Annotated in this window: 17 protein-coding genes and 1 pseudogene; 6 read left to right on the forward strand and 12 right to left on the reverse strand. The window is 73.6% G+C overall.

The window, feature by feature from the left end; translation table 11 throughout:
- Positions 1-113 precede the first annotated feature (113 nt).
- The 3 genes from GA0070623_RS08430 to GA0070623_RS08440 are packed head-to-tail and all read right to left on the reverse strand — an operon-like array spanning position 114 to position 2,904.
- Positions 114-707 carry a GNAT family N-acetyltransferase gene (locus GA0070623_RS08430; RefSeq protein WP_067308825.1) on the reverse strand — a complete coding sequence of 198 codons (594 nt, stop codon included), beginning with the start codon at positions 705-707 and terminating at the stop codon, positions 114-116.
- Positions 704-2,221 (reverse strand): APC family permease, encoded by a 1,518-nt coding sequence (locus GA0070623_RS08435; protein WP_067308828.1) that lies wholly within the window; start codon positions 2,219-2,221, stop codon positions 704-706. The genes GA0070623_RS08430 and GA0070623_RS08435 overlap by 4 nt, the downstream gene beginning before the upstream one ends.
- Positions 2,222-2,277: 56 nt before the next feature.
- Complete coding sequence (locus GA0070623_RS08440) at positions 2,278-2,904, reverse strand: GOLPH3/VPS74 family protein (RefSeq protein ID WP_067308832.1); 627 nt, start codon at positions 2,902-2,904, stop codon at positions 2,278-2,280.
- Positions 2,905-3,046: 142 nt separating this feature from the next.
- Here GA0070623_RS08440 and GA0070623_RS08445 point away from each other — a divergent pair, with 142 nt between their 5' ends.
- From GA0070623_RS08445 to hrpB, 3 genes are all read left to right on the forward strand, one after another.
- Positions 3,047-3,892 (forward strand): helix-turn-helix domain-containing protein, encoded by an 846-nt coding sequence (locus GA0070623_RS08445; protein WP_067308835.1) that lies wholly within the window; start codon positions 3,047-3,049, stop codon positions 3,890-3,892.
- Between the two features lie 38 nt (positions 3,893-3,930).
- The gene (locus tag GA0070623_RS08450) at positions 3,931-4,131 is read left to right on the forward strand and encodes a DUF397 domain-containing protein (protein WP_067308838.1); all 201 of its coding nucleotides are present in this window, start codon (positions 3,931-3,933) and stop codon (positions 4,129-4,131) included.
- A gap of 87 nt (positions 4,132-4,218) precedes the next feature.
- Complete coding sequence (gene hrpB, locus GA0070623_RS08455; protein ID WP_067308841.1) at positions 4,219-6,741, forward strand: ATP-dependent helicase HrpB; 2,523 nt, start codon at positions 4,219-4,221, stop codon at positions 6,739-6,741.
- A 60-nt stretch (positions 6,742-6,801) separates the two neighbouring features.
- Here the strand turns inward: hrpB and GA0070623_RS08460 are convergent, their stop codons facing one another.
- Positions 6,802-7,527 (reverse strand): PP2C family protein-serine/threonine phosphatase, encoded by a 726-nt coding sequence (locus GA0070623_RS08460; RefSeq protein WP_067308844.1) that lies wholly within the window; start codon positions 7,525-7,527, stop codon positions 6,802-6,804.
- 243 nt (positions 7,528-7,770) lie between these two features.
- Here GA0070623_RS08460 and GA0070623_RS08465 point away from each other — a divergent pair, with 243 nt between their 5' ends.
- Entirely contained in the window at positions 7,771-10,380 is a 2,610-nt protein-coding gene (locus tag GA0070623_RS08465) for a glycoside hydrolase family 9 protein (RefSeq protein ID WP_067308851.1), read from the forward strand.
- 189 nt (positions 10,381-10,569) lie between these two features.
- Positions 10,570-10,980, forward strand: a complete 411-nt coding sequence (locus GA0070623_RS08470) for a hypothetical protein (protein WP_089003966.1) — start codon at positions 10,570-10,572, stop codon at positions 10,978-10,980.
- Between the two features lie 229 nt (positions 10,981-11,209).
- Here the strand turns inward: GA0070623_RS08470 and GA0070623_RS08475 are convergent.
- The 6 genes and pseudogenes from GA0070623_RS08475 to GA0070623_RS08500 all read right to left on the reverse strand — a co-directional run.
- Positions 11,210-11,791: pseudogene (locus GA0070623_RS08475) on the reverse strand (snapalysin family zinc-dependent metalloprotease); the annotation flags it as partial.
- A 92-nt stretch (positions 11,792-11,883) separates the two neighbouring features.
- On the reverse strand, positions 11,884-12,141 hold the full coding sequence (locus GA0070623_RS08480; protein WP_067312553.1) for a UBP-type zinc finger domain-containing protein: 258 nt from the start codon (positions 12,139-12,141) through the stop codon (positions 11,884-11,886).
- Positions 12,141-13,718: a Na+/H+ antiporter gene (locus GA0070623_RS08485; protein WP_067312555.1), complete on the reverse strand. Its 1,578-nt coding sequence runs from the start codon at positions 13,716-13,718 to the stop codon at positions 12,141-12,143. The genes GA0070623_RS08480 and GA0070623_RS08485 overlap by 1 nt, the downstream gene beginning before the upstream one ends.
- Before the next feature lie 34 nt (positions 13,719-13,752).
- Positions 13,753-14,718, reverse strand: a complete 966-nt coding sequence (locus GA0070623_RS08490) for a TIGR03885 family FMN-dependent LLM class oxidoreductase (RefSeq protein ID WP_067312557.1) — start codon at positions 14,716-14,718, stop codon at positions 13,753-13,755.
- A gap of 84 nt (positions 14,719-14,802) precedes the next feature.
- A complete protein-coding gene (locus GA0070623_RS08495) occupies positions 14,803-16,215 on the reverse strand; it encodes an NADP-dependent succinic semialdehyde dehydrogenase (protein ID WP_067312559.1) in 1,413 nt (470 codons plus the stop codon).
- Between the two features lie 12 nt (positions 16,216-16,227).
- Positions 16,228-16,491, reverse strand: coding sequence for a DUF6343 family protein (locus GA0070623_RS08500; RefSeq protein WP_067312561.1), 264 nt, complete (start codon positions 16,489-16,491; stop codon positions 16,228-16,230).
- Positions 16,492-16,690: 199 nt separating this feature from the next.
- Here GA0070623_RS08500 and GA0070623_RS08505 point away from each other — a divergent pair, with 199 nt between their 5' ends.
- On the forward strand, positions 16,691-17,545 hold the full coding sequence (locus GA0070623_RS08505) for a GDSL-type esterase/lipase family protein (protein WP_067312563.1): 855 nt from the start codon (positions 16,691-16,693) through the stop codon (positions 17,543-17,545).
- 30 nt (positions 17,546-17,575) lie between these two features.
- Here the strand turns inward: GA0070623_RS08505 and GA0070623_RS08510 are convergent, their stop codons facing one another.
- Together GA0070623_RS08510 and GA0070623_RS30340 are read right to left on the reverse strand one after the other, a co-directional pair.
- The gene (locus tag GA0070623_RS08510; RefSeq protein ID WP_067312585.1) at positions 17,576-18,316 is read right to left on the reverse strand and encodes an EcsC family protein; all 741 of its coding nucleotides are present in this window, start codon (positions 18,314-18,316) and stop codon (positions 17,576-17,578) included.
- Between the two features lie 214 nt (positions 18,317-18,530).
- Complete coding sequence (locus GA0070623_RS30340) at positions 18,531-18,680, reverse strand: hypothetical protein (RefSeq protein WP_172898379.1); 150 nt, start codon at positions 18,678-18,680, stop codon at positions 18,531-18,533.
- Positions 18,681-18,835: the final 155 nt, after the last annotated feature.

Genomic DNA, 18,835 nt, shown 5'->3' on the forward strand with positions numbered 1-18,835 from the left:
CGGAAGCCGGCGGAACCGGCCCGCCCCGACGCAGGGCCGGAGGCGGAACCGGCCACCGGACCGCGAGGAGGCTCCGACCCGAGCGGGTCGGAGCCTCCTCGTCGTCGGTGCGGTCAGCCGCTCACCGGATCACGCCACATGGGGAAGAACGGCGTGCCGTCCGGCAGCCGGAAGACCTCCCGGGGGCGGTAGCCGTGCCGGGCGTAGAGATCACGGCTGGCCTCGCTGCTCGCCTCCAGGTAGCCGGGCACCCCCTGGGCGTCCAGCCAGGCGTGGTGGTGCTCCAGCAGCGCGGTGCCCAACCCCTGCCCCTGCCGCGCCGGCCGGACGGCGAGCAGGGCCAGGTGGTGGTGGTCGGGGTGCGGATGGTTGGCGGCGAACAACTCGTCGAGGTGCCGGAACCGGGGGGTCCACTCCCCGCAGGCGGCGGCCAGCCGGTCGTCGTAGTCCACCGGTGCCGGCGACTCGTCACCGACCTGGGGGAACCAGACCGCCACCGCGTCCCGGTCGACAGTGCCGAAGACCAGCCCGTGCCGCATCGCGTGGTCGACCAGGATCTCGAAGTTGTCGGCGAACACGGCCTCCCGCTTCGCCTTGTCCGGCACCAGCCAGTGGGTCGCCGGCAGCACCAGGAACGCCTCGGCGATCCGCTCGGCGACGAGCCTGGTGTCGGCGGCACCGAGCCGCTCGACGGGCACCGGGCTCACCGCCGGGCCTCCACCGGCACCGGAGCGTCCACCGGCGGTGCGAACAGGGTGGTGGAGACGCTCTCCGCGCCCCGCCCGATGCGGGCGTAGACGTCGGGCCGGCGGGAGCGCAGCACCAGGCCCCAGAGCAGGCCGATCAGCGCGGCGACCGGGTAGACCCCGGGGATGATCCAGCGCAGCGGCGAGTCCGGTGCGACGCCGAGCAGGGTGGCGAAGTTCGCCACCGCGACCGCCACCATGGCGGCCAGCGCGACGGTGGCCAGGGCCGGGGCGATCGCCCGCCGCCACAGCGACTCCGCGGTGTCGGACCGGGCGAAGTAGACGATCACCGCGACGCTCGTGCTGGCGATCAGCAGCAGCACCCCGAAGCCACCGCCGGTGCCGGCGTAGTAGAAGAGCTGCACCACCGGATCCCAGCCGTTGACCGCGTACAGCGTGATCACCAGCAGGCCGAGCAGGCTCTGCGCCAGCGACGCGACCCGGGGCGCCCCGGTGCGGGGCGAGGTCTGCCCGAAGGCGGCCGGCAGCACCCGCTCCCGGCCCAGCGCGAAGGCGTACCGAGCGGTGGTGTTGTGGAACGAGATCATCGCGGCCAGCACCGAGGTCATGAAGAGCGCCTGGCCGATGGTGACGGCGGTGTCACCGAAGTGGGCGGCGGCCAGGTTGAAGATCAACTCGATGCTCTGCTCACCGGCGGTGGCGGAGATGTTCTCCGGGCCGACGGCCACGGTCATCGACCACGAGGAGAGCGCGTAGAGCCCGGCGATGATCGCCACCGAGAGGTAGGTGGCCAGCGGGACCGTCCGCTTCGGGTCCTTGCTCTCCTCGCTGAAGACCACCGAGGACTCGAAGCCGACGAACCCGGTCATGGCGAGGACCAGCAGCGCGCCCGCACCGGGCACCAGCAGGTTCGACGGGGCCAGCGCGGCGAAGCTGGTCGAGCCGCCCACCGGGTGGCTGAGCTGACCCAGGTCGAACACGAGGATCACCACGATCTCGGCGATCAGCAGCACGGCGAGGACCAGGCCGTTGACGTCCACCCGCAGCAGGCCGAGGACGGCGACCAGCGCCCAGGCGGCGAGGGCCACCACGGCCCAGTGCGGTTCGACGCCGAAGACGGTGCCGAGCACCGGGGCGGCGGCGGCGCCGATCGCGCCGTAGAGGCCGACCTGGAGCGCGTTGTACGCGATGAGCGCGACCCAGGCCGCGCCGACGCCGGCCGGCCGGCCGATGCCGCGCGAGACGTAGGCGTAGAACGCGCCGGCGTTTTCCACCCGGCGGGCCATCGCCACGTAGCCGACGGAGAAGAGCGCCAGGACGGCGCCCACCGCGAGGAAGGCCAGCGGCATGCCGGTGATGCCGGTGACCGCGTAGCCGGTGGTGACCACGCCGGCCACCACGGTCAGCGGCGCGGCGGCGGAGAGGACGAAGAAGATGACCGACGGCACGCCGAGGCGGCCACGGGCCAGGGCGTCACTGACGTTACTGGGTCGTGCGACTGTCGGTTGGGGCATGGGGGCTGCTCCGGAAAGAGGGGAGAGGAGGGGGAAGGGGGGGTGGCGCGGCGAGATCAGGGGATTCCGCGCAGCACCGCGGCGCCGACCGCGGCCTCGGTGTGCACGACCAGTTCCTGCAGGGGGGCGGGCAGCGACTGGATGAGGGTGGACAGCCGGTGGTGGGCGCGCGGGCCGGCGCTCCACAGAACCTCGCGGGTCAGCCCGGCCGCGGCCACCAGCCCGAGCAGGGTGGTGTCCGACACCAGGGGCTGCTCCGGCCGCTCGATCAGGGCACGCAGCCGGGTCGCCGGCCAGGCGGCGGCGTTGAGGTCGATCGGCAGGTAGCTGACCGTGGTCCGCAGCAGCCGGCGGTTCTCCTGCCGGCGCAGCACCCCGGCGCGGGCCAACCGCTCCCCCACCGACGTGGTCGACGACTGGGACAGGAAGGCGAGCCAGGTCCGCACCGCCTGGTGCTGCGACTCGCCGATGAGCTGGTCGAGCACGGTGTGCGCCAGCGCGTCGGCCGGGGGACGCCGGTCGAGCACGGTGACGAGTCCACCCGAGACGGTAATCTGTCCGAACAGGATCAGCTCGGCCAGCAGACCGGCGGCGAGGCCGAGGCCGGTCGCGCTCGGGTGCAGCTTGGCCTTGCCCCGGCTGTCGTTGTGCGCGATCAGAAAGAACTCGTCGGCGACCAGCAAACGAGCCTCCCACGCATTGTCCACAGGTGATCCACGCCGGGTGACAGGATGCCTCCACAAAGGCCGCTTTGCAACTCCCGGATTCCATGGTTGCACTCCGTGCTCGGGTGACCTGCGGATCTTGCCGTGACAGACTCGGAGGGTGACCGTCAGCCCCACCGTTCGCCGCCGCCGCATCGCCCGTGAACTCCGCCAACTGCGGGAACGCGCCGGCATGACACTCGACGTGGCCGCCCGCCAGCTCGACATGTCCAAGAGCAACCTGTCCCGGATCGAGAACGCCCAGATCGGCATCAAACCCCGCGACGTGCGGGCCGCGTTGGCGCTCTACCAGGTGACCGGCGACGACGCCGAGGCGCTCATCGAGATAGCCCGGGGCGCCCAGCAGCGCGGCTGGTGGCAGAACTACAGCGACGTGCTGCCCGAGTGGTTCGAGTTCTACGTCGGCCTGGAGGCGGAGGCGGAGAGCCTGCGCACGTACGAGGCCGAGTCCGTTCCCGGCCTGTTGCAGACCGAGGCGTACGCCCGGGAGATGTTCCGCCGTACGGCCGGCGAGGAGGGGCTGGAGCGCAAGGTGGCCGCCCGGTTGCGCCGCCAGGAGGTGCTGCACCGGAAGTCTCCCCCGGTCGACCTGTCGGTGGTGCTCAACGAGGCGGTGCTGCTGCGACCGGTGGGAGGTCCGGCCGTCATGGCCGAGCAGTTGACCCGGATGGTCGAGGTAGCTCAGTTACCGAACGTGACGTGCCACGTACTTCCGTTCGCCTCCGGTGGCCACCCGGCGATGAGCACTCCCTATGTGATCCTCACGTTTGCCGACGCGGCCGACCATTCCGTGGTCTACCTGGACAATCTCACGCTGGGTCTGGCGCTGGAGGACGTGGGACACGTGCGCGGGTATAGGCTTGTACACGAGGAGCTGTGCCGGATGGCACTCGATCCGGCGGAGTCCCTGACCCGCATCGAGGAGGCTGCTCGTCACTTTGCGTGATCGCATCGCGGCACGCCCGGCTGAACGTGAGGTAAGGGATGCAGGCGCTGCCTCTGTCCACGATGGACTGGCGGACCAGCAGTCGCAGCAGCGGCAACGGCAACTGCGTGGAGGTCGCCACCACGGCCGACCGGATCGCGGTACGGGACAGCAAGGACCGGTGCGGTCCCGCGCTGGTCTTCCCCGCCGACGCCTGGACAGCCTTCGTCACCAGCATGGAGGCGGTGCGCCGGGGCTGACGTCCGCGCCGGGCGGCATCCGGCCCGGCGGGTCGGCGACGGTGGGCGCGGGCGGGGCGGGCGGCCCGGCGTGCCACAGTGGCAGTCGTGCTCTCCGACGTACCACTCGACCTGCCGGTCCGGCCGGCGCTGCCACCGCTGCTGCGGGCGCTGACCGGCACCGGCGGCGCGGTCCTGGTGGCCCCGCCCGGCACCGGCAAGACCACCCTCGCGCCGCTCGCGGTGGCCGAGGGGGTGGCCGGCACGGTGCTGGTGGCCCAGCCCCGCCGGGTGGCCGCCCGCGCGGCGGCCCGGCGGATGGCCGACCTGCTCGGCGAGCGGGTCGGCGACCGGGTCGGATACGCCGTCCGTGGCGACCGCCGGGTCGGCCCCGGCACCCGGATCGAGGTGGTCACCACCGGCCTGCTGGTCCGCCGGCTGCTGCGCGACCCGGAGCTGCCCGGGGTGGACGCGGTGCTGCTCGACGAGGTGCACGAGCGGCAGCTCGACGTCGATCTCGCGCTGGCCTTCACCGTGGAGGCCCGCGCGGCGCTGCGTCCCGAGCTGTGGCTGGTGGCGATGTCGGCGACCCCGGAGGCGGACCGGTTCGCCGCACTGCTCGGCGGCGACACCCCCGCCCCGGTGATCCGCGCCGAGGCGGCCCTGTACCCGGTCGAGCGGGTCTGGACGCCGCCACCGCGACCCGTCACCCCGCCGGGCGCGGGCCGGGTCGACCCGGCCCTGCTCGACCACGTGGCCGGCACGGTCCGGCGGGCCCTGCACGAGCAGGAGGGGGACCTGCTGGTCTTCCTGCCCGGAGCCGGGGAGATCGGGGCGGTGGCCCGCCGGCTGGCCGACCTGGCCGCATGGGTGGCCGTCCTGCCGCTGCACGGGCGGCTGCCCGCCGCCGCGCAGGACGCCGCGCTGCGCCCCGCCGGACGACGCCGGGTGGTGCTCGCCACCTCGGTCGCGGAGAGCAGCCTGACCGTGCCCGGGGTCCGGGTGGTCGTCGACGCCGGGCTGTCCCGGGTGGCCCGCACCGACCTGGCCCGCGGGCTCGGCGCGCTGGTGACCGTGCCGGTGTCCCGGGCCGCCGCCACCCAGCGGGCCGGCCGGGCCGGACGACAGGCCCCCGGCGTGGTCTACCGGTGCTGGTCCGAGGCCACCCACGGCCGGCTCGCCGCCCAGCCCGAACCGGAGATCGCCACCGCCGACCTGACCGGTTTCGCGCTGGACCTGGCCGCCTGGGGCAGCCCGGACGGCACCGGCCTGGCGCTGCCCGACCCGCCGCCGGACGCCGCGTTGACCGTGGCCCGGGAGACGCTGACCACCCTCGGCGCGATCGACGCCGACGGCCGGGTGACCACCCGGGGCCGGGCCATCGCCGCCACCGGCACCCCTCCCCGCCTGGGTCGGGCGCTGCTCGACGGCGCGGCCCGGGTCGGCCCGGACCGGGCCGCCGAACTGGTCGCCCTGCTCGCCGAGGACGGCCTGACCGGGCGGCACGACGACCTGACCGCCGGCTGGCGGCGGCTCCGTGACGGGGTGGACCCCGGTGCCAGTGCCCGCTGGCGTACCGAGGTGCGCCGGTTGCGTGCCGCCCTGCCCGCCGACACCGGGCGGGGCGGCGGCAGCGGCGGCGGGTGGCTGCCGGACGACCTGGCGGCTGGGCTGCTGGTGGGGCTGGCCTACCCGGAGCGGTTGGCCCGGCTGCGCCGGGCCGGTGGGACGTCGTACCTGATGGCCGGCGGGACCGGGGCGGAGCTGGCGGCGGGGTCGGCGCTGACCGGCACGGCCTGGCTGGCCGTGGCGGTCGCCGACCGGTCGCCCGGCGCACCGACCGCCCGGGTCCGGCTGGCCGCCCCGGTGGACGAGGCGACCGCCCGCGAGGCCGGTGGCCCCCTGCTGACCGAGGCCCAGGAGGTCGGCTGGAGCGACGGCGACGTGCTGGCCCGCCAGGTGTCCCGGCTCGGCGCGATCGAGCTGGTCAGCCGCCCGCTGGCCCGGCCGGCGCCGGAGCTGGTGGCGGCCGCGCTCGCCGAGGGGCTGCGCCAGGCGGGACTGGACCTGCTGACCTGGACCCCGGCAGCCCGGTCGCTGCGGCAGCGGCTGGCGTTCTGCCGGCAGGCGGGGGGCGACGGCTGGCCGGACGTCTCCGACGCCGCGCTGCTCGCCTCCGCCGACCGGTGGCTCGGACCGGAGCTGGCCGCCGCCCGCCGCCGCGCCGACCTGGCCCGGATCGACGTCGCCGGGGCGCTACGGCGGCTGCTGCCCTGGTCGCAGGCGGGCCGGCTGGACGAGCTGGCCCCGGAGCGGATCGCGGTGCCCAGCGGCTCGCGGGTCCGCGTCGACTACACCGACCCGGCCGCGCCGGTGCTGGCGGTGAAGCTCCAGGAGACGTTCGGCTGGGCCGACGCGCCCCGGCTGGCCGGCGGCCGGGTGCCGGTGCGGCTGCACCTGCTCTCCCCGGCCGGTCGGCCGGTCGCGGTCACCGCCGACCTGGCGTCCTTCTGGCGCACCGGGTATCCGCAGGTGCGCGGGGAGCTACGCGGGCGCTATCCGCGTCACCCCTGGCCCGAGGACCCGACCACGGCCGCCCCGACCCGGCACACCACGCACCGCCGACGCTGACGCCCCACCCGTCGAGCGGGCGCTCACCGGCCCCACCCGTCGAGCCGGCGCTGACCGGCCTCACTCGTCGACGACGTCGGCGATGAGCACGGTGATGTTGTCCGGACCACCGGCCCGCAGGGCCAGGTCGATCAGGCGGCGGGCGCAGTCCTCCCGCTCCGGGGTCTCCCGCAGCACCTCGGTGAGGGTGTCCGGGCGGACCACGTTGGAGAGGCCGTCGCTGCACAGCAGCCAGCGGTCACCGGCCCGGGGGACCATCGTCGCGTACGACGGGGAGACCTCCTCCCCCTGCAGCGCCTGGGTGACCACGGCCCGCCGGGGGTGGCTGGACGCCTCCTCGGGGCTGATCAGGCCCTGGTCGACCAGCATCTGGACGAAGGTGTCGTCGCGGGTCACCTGCTTGAGGGTGCCCTCGCGGAACAGGTAGGCCCGGGAATCGCCGACGTGCGCGAGCGCCAGGCAGCTCCCCGTCCGGGAGAAGAGCAGGGCGGTCAGTGTGGTGCCCATGCCCTGCCGCTCCCGGTCCTCCTGCACCGCCTGGTGGATCCGCGCGGTGGCCAGCTCGATGCCGGTCTGCAACGCCGCCACCAGAGCGTCCTCGGGGGTTTCGACGTCCAGCGGGGCGACCGCGTCGATGGCGATCCGGCTGGCCAGGTCGCCGGCCGCCATCCCACCCATGCCGTCGGCGACGGCGACGAGCCAGGCGCCGGAGTGCAGGGCGTCCTGGTTTCCGCTGCGGATCAGCCCGCGGTCGCTCGTCCCGACGGAACGAAGCTTCAGGGTCATGGGTGGCAGCCTGCCAGGCGGAGGGTGTTGTTGTCTCTAGGAGATCAGGACGACTGCGCGTGGCGCGGCGAATCTCACTGCCCCGGGCGTCGGTCCGGACCGTCCCGACCAGGCCGAAGGTCATCCAGTCGAATCGATTGACAGGGAGGAGACGCGCTGGAAACATCTGGCTGATACTGGGAGCGCTCCCATCGATGGATAGCGTTACCACACCTCCACCGCCCGGAAAGGAATCCCGTGATCCTGACCCGACGACGTCGGCGGCATCTCGCGGTACTGGCAACGACCACCCTGATCCTCACCGGCCTCGGCGCCGGCGTGGCCCACGCCGAGGTGCCCCCGGACGCCCCCGAGCAGATCACCAACGGCGACTTCAGCGAGGGCGTCTCGCCCTGGTTCTCCTACGGCACCGGCCCGCTCGACATCGTCGACGGCCGGCTCTGCGTCACCGTCCCCGCCGGGTTGGCCAACCCGTGGGATGCCGGCATCGGCCACGACGGGGTCCGGCTCAACGCCGGCGCGGAATACAAGCTGGGCTTCGACATCTCGGCCACCCCCGGGCTCTCGGTCAACGCCGTGCTCCAGCTCGGCAGCGCCCCCTACACGTCGTACGCGAGCGTCCCGGCCGTCGCCAACCCGACGACCAAGCGGGTCGAGCAGACCTTCACCGTCCCGGAGGACAACCCCAACGCCCAGCTCATCTTCCAGGTCGGCGGGGCCGCCGCCGAGCAGCGCCTCTGCCTGGACAACGTCTCGCTGCGCGGTGGCGAGGCGGCACCGCCGTACGTGCCGGACACCGGCCCCCGGGTCCGGGTCAACCAGGTCGGCTACCTGCCCGGCGGCCCCAAGAACGCCACCGTGGTGACCGAGTCGACCGGGGCGCTGCCCTGGCAGCTCAAGTCGGCGGCCGGCACGGTCGTCGCCAGCGGCGCGGCCACCCCGCGCGGGGTGGACACCGCCTCCGGGCAGAACGTGCAGACCATCGACTTCTCGTCGTACCGCACGCCCGGCACCGGCTACACCCTCGTCGCCGACGGGGAGACCAGCCACCCGTTCGACATCTCCGGCGACCTCTACGACCGGCTGCGCGCCGACGCGATGCAGTTCTTCTACGCCCAGCGCAGCGGCATCGAGATCGACGGTGACCTGATCGGCGAGGAGTACGCCCGCCCGGCCGGCCACCTCGGGGTCGCCCCCAACCAGGGCGACACCCAGGTCCCGTGCCAGCCCGGCGTCTGCGACTACTCGCTGGACGTGCGCGGCGGCTGGTACGACGCGGGCGACCACGGCAAGTACGTGGTCAACGGCGGTATCGCCGCCTACCAGCTGCTGAGCACCTTCGAGCGGACCAAGACGGCGGAGACCGCCGCCGGTGGCGCCGCGCTGGGCGACTCGACGCTGCGGGTGCCCGAGCGCGGCAACGCCGTGCCGGACGTCCTCGACGAGGCCCGCTGGGAGATCGAGTTCCTGCTCCGGATGCAGGTGCCGACCGGCAAGCCGCTGGCCGGGATGGTCCACCACAAGATCCACGACAAGGCGTGGACCGGCCTGCCGCTCGCCCCGCAGGACGACGCGCAGCCGCGTGAGCTGCACCCGCCGTCGACCGCCGCCACCCTGAACCTGGCCGCCGTCGCCGCCCAGTGCCAGCGCCTCTTCGCCCCGTACGACGCGACGTTCGCCGCCCGCTGCGGCACCGCCGCGTCGAGCGCCTACGCCGCCGCCAAGGCCCACCCGGCCGTCTACGCCGACCCGGCCGACGGCATCGGCGGCGGGGCCTACGAGGACAACAACGTCACCGACGAGTTCTACTGGGCCGCCGCCGAGCTGTACCTGACCACCGGCAAGAAGGCGTACCTGGACGACCTGACCGCCTCGCCGCACCACACCGGCGACGTGTTCGCCACGGGCGGCGCGTTCAGCTGGCAGAGCGTGGCCGCGGTCGGCCGGCTCGACCTGGCCACCGTGCCGAACGGCCTGCCGGCCGCCGACAAGGCCCGGGTCCGCGCCTCGGTCACCGCCGCCGCCGACAAGTACCTGACCACCCTGCACGCCCAGGCGTACGGCCTACCGGTGCCGGGTGAGGCCGCCAGCTACGTCTGGGGCAGCAACAGCAACATCATCAACAACATGGTCGTGCTGGCCACCGCCTTCGACCTCAGCCGGGACGCGAAGTACCGGGACGGCGCGGTGCAGGCGAGCGACTACCTGCTCGGCCGCAACGCGCTGAACATCTCGTACGTGACCGGTTGGGGCGAGCAGAACGCACGCAACCAGCACAGCCGGATCTTCGGCAACCAGCTCAACCCGGCCATGCCGAACCCGCCGGCCGGCTCGCTCGCCGGTGGCCCGAACGCCGCCCTCCAGGACCCGTTCGTCGCCCAGCTGCTCAAGGGCTGTGCGCCGATGTTCTGCTACGTCGACGACATCAACTCGTACTCGACCAACGAGGTGGCGATCAACTGGAACTCGGCGCTGGCCTGGCTGGCGTCGTTCCTCGCCGACCAGGGTGACGCCAAGGCGGTGGCCCCGAGCACCTGCGCGGTCACCTACCAGGTGCACGGCACCTGGCCGGACGGCTCCAACACCCAGGTAGTCGTCCGCAACACCGGCGACACCGCGATCGACGGCTGGACCCTGCGGTACGCCTACAACGGCGACCAGAAGGTCACCCAGGCGTGGACGGCCAAGGTGACCCAGTCCGGGGCCACCGTGACCGTGAAGAACGAGTCGTACAACGCGAAGATCGCGCCGGGCGGCAGCGTCACCTTCGGCCTGCTCGCCAAGACCGGCACGCTGGCCAACCCGTCGCCGGACCTGATCACCGTCAACGGCACGGCCTGCGCCGTGTCCTGACCGGCACACACCTCGGGCCCCGGGTCACCACCCGGGGCCCGAGCGCGCCGGGCGGTCGTCCCCCGACCGCCCGGCGCACCCGCGCCCCCACACCCCGCGCACCCGCCTCCCGGCCCCGCACACCGCTGACCGCCGGCACGCCCGCCCCGCCCCGGCCGCCCGCCCGGCCCAGTAGTGGAGACGAGTCCCATGCCCGAGCTGACCACGATCTCCGACGCCGAACGTCGGCGCATCGTCCACGAGTTCGTCGACGAGACCGTCGGCGACGCCCACCCCGAGGTCGTGGCGATGGTCCGCGACCTCACCCACCGGGTGCACGACACCGTCGAGCTGGCCCGCGCCGCCGGCATTGCGCCGGAGTCGGCCCGCGCCGCCCACGTGGTGGCCGCCGTGGTGGCCGCGTACGGCGAGGTCTTCGACCGGGTCGACGACGCCGGTTACCGCAGCGCGCTGCTGGCCCGCCTGGAGATCGCGAACGACCCCCGCACCGAGCGGTACTTCGAGCTCCTGGCCACGGTCAACGGGTGGACCCCACCGCCCACCCTGACCCCCGTCCTGAACTGGCTCATCACCGCCCTGACCCACCACCCCACCCCCTGACCCCGCTCCCCCACCCCCCACCCCCACATCCGCCCCGGTGATCAAGAGGTTTACGCCAAAGTTGATCACTAACTTGACGTAAACCTCTTGATCACCGGGGCGCAGCGGTGGGGCGACAGCGGAGGCGGGGAGGCAGGGCGGAGACGGGGAGGCGGGGCGGAGACGGGTTCGGGTGGGGACGGGGACGGGGACGGGGGCGGGGTACGGGGTGCGGGGTGGGTCAGGGGGTGGGGGTGAGGGTGGGGGTCCAGGTGTGGGTGGTGGGGGTGGGGGCGGCGAGGGAGCCGGCGAACAGGGCGTTGACCCGGGCGGCCTCGGCGGCGCTGGGGTTGGCGTTGCGGCAGGAGACCGGGGCGCTGCTGCCGGACATCAGGTCGGTGCACAGGCCGGTCCGGTTGTCCGGCAGGCCGAGGATGTGGCCGATCTCGTGGGTGGCGATCCGGGTCCGGTCGTACCCCTGGTCGACGGCCTGGGTGCCCATCCAGACCCGCCCGTTGCCCAGGCTGGTGGTCTGCGCCCGGGGCCAGCCGGTGTCGACGTAGATGGTGATGTTGCCGGGGGTGCGGGCGGCCAGCCGGACGTTGGTCACCGAGCTGTTCCAGATCGTCGCGGCCTGGTCGAAGTTGGTGCGGAACTCCCCGGCCCGGCTGGCGTCGTAGTAGACGGTCCGCACGGCGACGGACGCGTCGGCGCCGGTCGCCGTGGTCGCGGCGGACGCGCCGGTGCCGGTCGCGGTGACCGCGCCGGTCGCCGCGAGCACCAGTGCCAGCAGGGTTCCGGCGGTACGCGAGAACTCTCGTCGTCGGAGCATCCGACCTCCCATCGATAGAAGTTCACCGATGTTAGATCGTCTGTCGACCCGGGGTCGAATAGCGGATGCGTCATACCGCGCCGCTGGCGGCGTCAGCCGATCTCCTCGTCGACGAAGCACCAGCGCCAGGACTCCCCCGGCTCGATCGAACGCATCACCGGGTGCCCGCTCGACTCGAAGTGCTTCGTCGCGTGCTGGTACGGCGACGAGTCGCAGCACCCCGTCCGGCCACACTCCACACAGGAGCGCAGATGCACCCAGTCGGCGTTGCCGACGGCGATGCACTCCGGGCAGCCGTCGGTGACGGTCGGCTCGGCGGTCCCCGCCCCGGTCAGGTGTACACAGCTCATCAGTCGTCCTCCCGTCGCAACAACGACTCCTCCAGGTCCAGGTCACGGTAGGCCCGCACCAGCACCTCCTCGGGAATCCGTCCCTCGTCGCGGGCGGTCCGGAAGACCTCCCGCTCGGCGTCGATCATCTCCTGCCGCAACCGACCGTACGCCTGGGACGGGGTTTCCCGGTCGGTGCCGCCGAGCCGTTCCCAGGCCAGGTTGGTACGACTCTGCACCAGCCCGCGCAGCCGCTCCACCACGGCCTCGGGAGCGCCCCCGGCCAACTCGTCCAGCCGCTCCCGGGCCGCCCGGCCCGCCTGCTGCTGCACCGTCGCGGCGGAGAGCGCGTCGGCCACCGGGTCGTCCGGGGGCAGTCTCAACCGGCGGGCCAGCCACGGCAGGGTCGCCCCCTGCCCGAGCAGGGTCGCCATGATCACTGCGAAGGCCAGCCAGATGAACAGCGCCCGCTGGTACGGCTGCTCCCCGGCCAGGGTCAGCGGCAGGCCCAGCGCGGCGGCCAGGGTCACCACCCCGCGCATCCCGGCCCAGCCGATGACGATGGGGAACTGCACCGGCGGGGCCGGATCCCGCTGCCGCAGCCGGGGTACCAGCCGGGCCAGGTAGGTGGCCGGGAAGACCCAGACGAACCGGGTCAGGAAGACCGCCGCCAGCACCGCCGCGGTGATCCCCACCAGCCGGCCGGTCGGCTCGTCGAGATCCTGCAACACCTCGGGCAGCTGCAGGCCGACCAGCAGGAAGACCAGCCCCTCCAGCAGGAACTGCACCAGTCGCCAGAACGCGCCGGTCTGCAGCCGGGAGGCGGCCGACAGCAGCAGCGGCATCTTGTGGCCGATCCCCAGTCCGGTGACCACCACCGCCACCACCCCGGAGGCGTGGATCTCCTCGGCCGCGAAGACCACCGCGAACGGCACGATCAGCGACAACGCGTTGTCCAGCAGCGGGTCGGTGGTCCGCTTGTGCAGGTATCCGAAGACCACCACGCCCAGCAGCCCGACCAGCACCCCGCCGCCGGTGGCGACCACCACCTCCTGGGCGACGTACCCGAAGCTGACCGAGCCGGCGCTGGCGGTGGCCGCCACGATCGCCACCCGCAGCAGCACCAGCGCGGTGGCGTCGTTGACCAGGCTCTCCCCCTCCAGGATGGTCACCAGCCGCCGGGGCAGGCCCACCCGCCGGGCCACCGCGGTGGCGGCGACCGCGTCCGGCGGCGCCACCACCGCGCCCAGCGCCACACAGATGGCGTACGGCAGGTCGGGCAGGAACAGGTGCACCACCGTGCCCACCACGAACGCGGTGAAGATCACCAGCCCCACCGCGAGCAGCAGGATCGGCCGCAGGTTGAGCCGGAAGGCCGGTACCGAGGTGCCCAGCGCCGCCACGTAGAGCAGCGGCGGCAGGATGCCCACCAGCACCAGGTCGGGATCGAGCCGGACGTGTGGGAATCCCGGCAGGAAGGACAGCCCGAGGCCGAGCACCACCAGCAGGATCGGCGCGAGCAGCCCCAGCTTGCGGGCCAGCGCGGCGCCGAAGGTCGCGATCGCCAGGAAGACCACGACCTCGAACAGAGCTTCCATGAGGTAGCAGCCTAGGGGTACCGGCGCGCGGTGATCAGCCGGCGGCGCGCAGTTTCGGCAGCACCTCCGCGCCGAACGTGTCGATGAAGGCGCGCTGCTCCTGCCCGACGTGGTGCAGGGCGATCTGGTCGAAGCCCAGCGACAGGTACTCCTCCAGCCAGCCGACGTGCCGGCCCAGGTCCGCCGACACGTTCACCACCTCGGCGACCTGCGCCATCGGCACCCGCTCGCTGACCACGTCGAAGTGCTCGGCGGTGTCCAGGTCCCAGCAGACCGGCGGCGGGAAGATGTTGCTGCGCCACTGCTCGTACGCGATCGACTCCGCCTCGGCCTGCTCCGGCGCCCAGCTCACGTGCACCTGCAGGTGCAGCGGGCCGCGCCCGCCCGCGTCCCGGTAGGCGTCGATCATCTCGCGCAGGTGCGCGGTCGGCGCGTTCACCGTGATCAGGCCGTCCGCCCATTCGGCGCACCAGCGGGCGGTGGCCACGCTGACCGCCGCCCCGATCAGCGCCGGCGGTTCCGCCGGCCGGGTCCACAGCTTCGCCCGGTCCACCCGGACCAGACCGTCGTGGCTGACCTCCTCGCCGGCCAGCAGCGCCCGGATCACCTCCACGCACTCCCGCAGCCGGGCGGTCCGCACGTCCTTGCGCGGCCAACCGTCGCCGGTGATGTGCTCGTTGCTCGCCTCGCCGGTGCCCAGCGCCGCCCAGAACCGCCCCGGGTACATCGCGCCGAGGGTGCCGATGGCCTGCGCGATGATCGCCGGGTGGTAGCGCTGGCCGGGCGCGTTGACCACGCCGAACGGCAGCCCGGTGGCCTGGAGCGCGGCCCCCAGCCAGGACCAGGCGAACCCGGACTGGCCCTGCCGGGTGCTCCACGGGGAGAAGTGGTCCGACGACATCGCGGCGTCGAAGCCGGCGCGTTCGGCGTGCACCACCGCCTCCAGCAGGCGGCTCGGATGGATCTGCTCGTGGGAGGCGTGGAAGCCGAACACCGTCATGGCGTCCTTCCGTACCCATGACGGTGTCCGGTTAAAGCTCGGCCGCGCCCGCCACCCGGCGGGGTGGCGGGCGGCGGCGGGCGGTCACTCGGCGTGCGCGCCGGCCCCGACGGTGGCCGCGCCCTCCCCGACCCAGACGGTCTTGGTGTTGCAGAACTCCCGCATCCCCAGCGCCGACAGCTCCCGGCCGTAGCCGGAGTTCTTCACCCCGCCGAAGGGCAGTTCGGGGTACGAGGTGGTCATGCCGTTGACGAAGACGTTGCCGGCCTCCAGGTCGGTGACGAACCGCTCCTGCTCGGCCGGGTCGGTGGTCCAGGCGTTCGCGCCCAGCCCGAAGGGGGTGCCGTTGGCCACCTCGATAGCCTCGTCGTACGACGACACCCGGTAGAGCCCGGCGACCGGCCCGAAGACCTCCTCGGCCCACATCCGCATCTGCGGGTTCAGGTCGGTCACCACGGTCGGCGGGTAGAACCAGCCGTCACCGGTCGGCTTCTCACCGCCGCAGAGCACCGTCGCGCCGTGCGCCACCGCGTCCTGCACCTGGGCGTGGATCTCGTCCCGGCCGCTCTCGCTGGCCAGCGGGCCGACGTCGGTGTCGGCGTCCATCGGGTCACCGACCCGCAGCGCGGCCATGTTCGCGGCGAACTTCCCGGCGAAGGCGTCGAAGACGTCGGTGTGCACGATGAACCGCTTGGCCGCGATGCACGACTGGCCGTTGTTCTGGCAGCGGGCGGTGGTGGCCACCTCGGCGGCCCGGTCCAGGTCGGCCGAGGGCATCACCACGAACGGGTCGCTGCCGCCCAGCTCGAGCACGGTCTTCTTCAGCTCCCGACCGGCGATCTGGGCGATCGAACGGCCCGCGCCCTCGCTGCCGGTCAGCGTGGCGGCCCGGACCCGGGGGTCGCTGAGGACCCGGTCGACCGCGTCCGAGCCGACCAGCAGGGTGGTGAACGCGCCCTCCGGGAAGCCGGCGCGGCGGAACACGTCCTCCAGGTAGAGCGCGGTCTGCGGCACGTTGGAGGCGTGCTTGAGCAGGCCGGTGTTCCCGGCCATCAGGGCCGGCGCGGCGAACCGCATCACCTGCCAGAGCGGAAAGTTCCACGGCATCACCGCGAGCACCGGCCCGATCGGCTGGTAGCGGACGTACGCCCGCTTCGCCTTGACCGCGGCGGCGTCGGCGGGCTCGTCGGCGAGCATCCGCTCCGCGTGGGCGGCGTAGAACCGGCAGGCCGTCGCGCACTTGGTGACCTCGGCCTTCGCCGCGGCGTACGTCTTGCCCATCTCGGTGGTCATCAGCCGGGCCGTCTCGTCGCGTTCGTCGTCGAGCAGTTCGGCCACGGTGGTCATCCACTGCGCCCGCTGGGCGACGGTGGTCCGGTGCAGGTCCCGGAACGCCAGGTCGGCCCGCTCGATGGCGGCGTCGATCTGCTCGGCCGACATCGGGTCGTACGACTTGAGCAGCTGACCGGTAGCGGGGTTGGTGGTGGCTATGGGCATCTCGTACTCCTGTCACTCGAAGAGTGAGTGCCGCGCGCCCGGCTGCTCGCGGCGGCGGGCGGCGCGACGGCGCTGGATGACGATCAGGTCGACCACCGCCACGACGACGAACAGTACGCAGAGCACGCCCAGCCAGGCCAGGCCGGCCCGGAACGCCCCGACGGCGAACACGCTCATGGTGACCAGGCCGAACAGGGCCAGTACCAGCCGGAGGTTCAACGCGCTGTAGGCATGGCCGACCGTGCCACGGGCGCGCCGGGGCTGCGATCTCGTCATTGTCCCGGGCTACCCCCGGACGGACCCCGCTAACCGGCAACGACGCCCGGATTGCCGCGCCCGACCCCATACTGCTATCAGATCCATGTTTCTACATGTTTAATCTGCCCGGAACCCGACACGAGCGGACCGTCCCACCCCACCCGGCCCGTAGAGTGACCGCGCTGTCGCTCTGCGCTGCCGGACCGGGGGAAGACGCATGCCTCGACGCTGGGTCGCCGCCGTGGCCTGCCTGTTGGCACTCGTCGCCCTCGGCTGCGAGGAGGGCGGTGACGCCTCGCCCCGGCCGACCAGAAGCGGGTCGCCCCCGACCGGCCTGCCCACCACGATGGCGGCCCTCGGCGACTCGATCACCACCGGCTTCGGCTCCTGCCTGGTGCTCACCTCGTGCCAACGCAACTCCTGGTCCACCGGGGACGGCATCCGGGTGGAGAGCCACTACCGACGGCTGCTCGACGCCGACGCGCCGATCCGCAACCGGGCCCGCAACCACGCCGTGCCGGGGGCCCGCGCCGAGGCGCTGGCCGGGCAGGCCGCCGCGGCCGTCCGGGACAGGGCCGACTACGTCACGGTGCTGATCGGCGCGAACGACGCCTGCCGGGACGACATCGACCGGATGACCACCCCGGCCACCTTCCGCGACCAGGTCGACCAGGCGCTCCAGGTGCTCCGGGAGGGCCGCCCCAAGGCCCGGGTCCTGGTGGCCAGCGTCCCCGACCTCAACCGGCTCTGGGAGATCGGGCACACCGACTCCCGGGCGGTGCGGATCTGGAAGACCGGCATCTGCCCGGCCCTGCTGGCGAACCCCACCTCGGACGCCGCGGCCGACCGGAGCCGACGGTCCCGCTTCGCCGAGCGGATCGACGACTACAACAGCCAGCTCAAGGCGGCCTGCCGGGCGTACGGGTCGAGGTGCCGCTACGACGGTGGGGCGGTGCACCGGGTGCGGTTCAGCCTGGACGAGGTCAACGGGCTGGACTGGTTCCACCCCAACGTGGCCGGACAGAACCGGCTCGCCGACGCGACCTTCCCGGCCGCCGGCTGGCGACTCTGACGTCACCGGCCGGGCGGCACGGGCGGCGGATCAGGGGCGGCGGGGTTGGGGCAGCCCGCTGCGGTGTTCCCGGTAGAGCGCCTGGGAGCGCTCGGCGAGATCCTTGGTGGCCGACGAGTTGGCCCAGGTGCCCAGGATGATCGCGGCCCCCGGCACGACCTTGGCGAAGACCCGCTTCGCCGCCCGCACCCCGGCCATCCGGGCCAGCCGGACCCCCAGCTGCAACATCACCCGCCCGAGCGGGTTCTGCGCCGCGTGGCCGAACAGCGCGCCGGCCCGCTCCCGACCGGCGGCGACGCCCAGGGCCAGCCGGGCCGTCTCGGCCACCTTGTGCACCTTCTGCAGGACGAGCAGGTCGGTGGCCCGGTCCGGGTGCTGCGGGTCCGCGCCGTACGCGGCAGCGACGTGCAGCACCAGCCGGGCCTGGGTCCAGGCGAGCACACCGACGTCGATGACCGCGCCCGGCAGCCCGGCGGCGCCGGAGACCGCGCCGGAGAGCCGTGCCCGGTTGACGAAGCGCCGGATCGCCTGGTCGGCCAGCTGGTCGGCGGTGGCGTCCGGGCGCTCCGCCCGGGCCCTGGCGACCCACTGGGCCGCCTCCGGGCCGAGCCGGCGGACCGCCTCCAGGGCCAGGTGCTCCGGGGCGTACTGCGGGTCGTCCCGCATCCGGTCCCAGAGCCGGGCCGGCGGCGCTTCGGGGGCGTCGCCCGGATCGCCGGCCGGCGCACCCGGTACCGCCGGGACCGGCGCCGACCCTGACGGGACCGGCACCGCCGGGACCGCGGCCGTGGGAACCGGAGCGGGCGGGACCGCGGCTGTGGCGACCGGCGCCGGCGGGACCGTGGCTGTCGACGCCGGGGCGGCCGGCGTCACTGGGACGGCCGGGCGGTCCGCCGTGGCCGGCGGCAGGGGGGCGGTCGGTTCGTCGTCGACGGGCACGGCATCGGTCACAGAGGCTCCCGGGAGTGTGTGCGGTCAGGGACGGTCAGCGGCGACGGCCCGACAGCTTGCTGGCCGCCTGCTTGAGCCGAGCCTGGTTCTCCGGCTTGGCCAGCTCGCGCCGGCCCCGGTCGACCAGTTGCTGCCCCTTGGGCGAGCGCAGGAAGGCGCTGATCCGCTGCATCAGTGCTGACATGTCGTCCTCCGATCGGGTGTCCTGGGTCATGTGTACCCGATCCGAGCAATCGCCAACCGTCCACTGTGTCCGGTGAGGGTAACCTCCGGGCCGGTCCGGCGCGAACCGGACCGGCCCGCCCGTTCGAGCACGGACGGACCGGTTCCGGCTGGTTC

This window comes from Micromonospora rifamycinica (genome assembly GCF_900090265.1).
Classification (GTDB): domain Bacteria; phylum Actinomycetota; class Actinomycetes; order Mycobacteriales; family Micromonosporaceae; genus Micromonospora; species Micromonospora rifamycinica.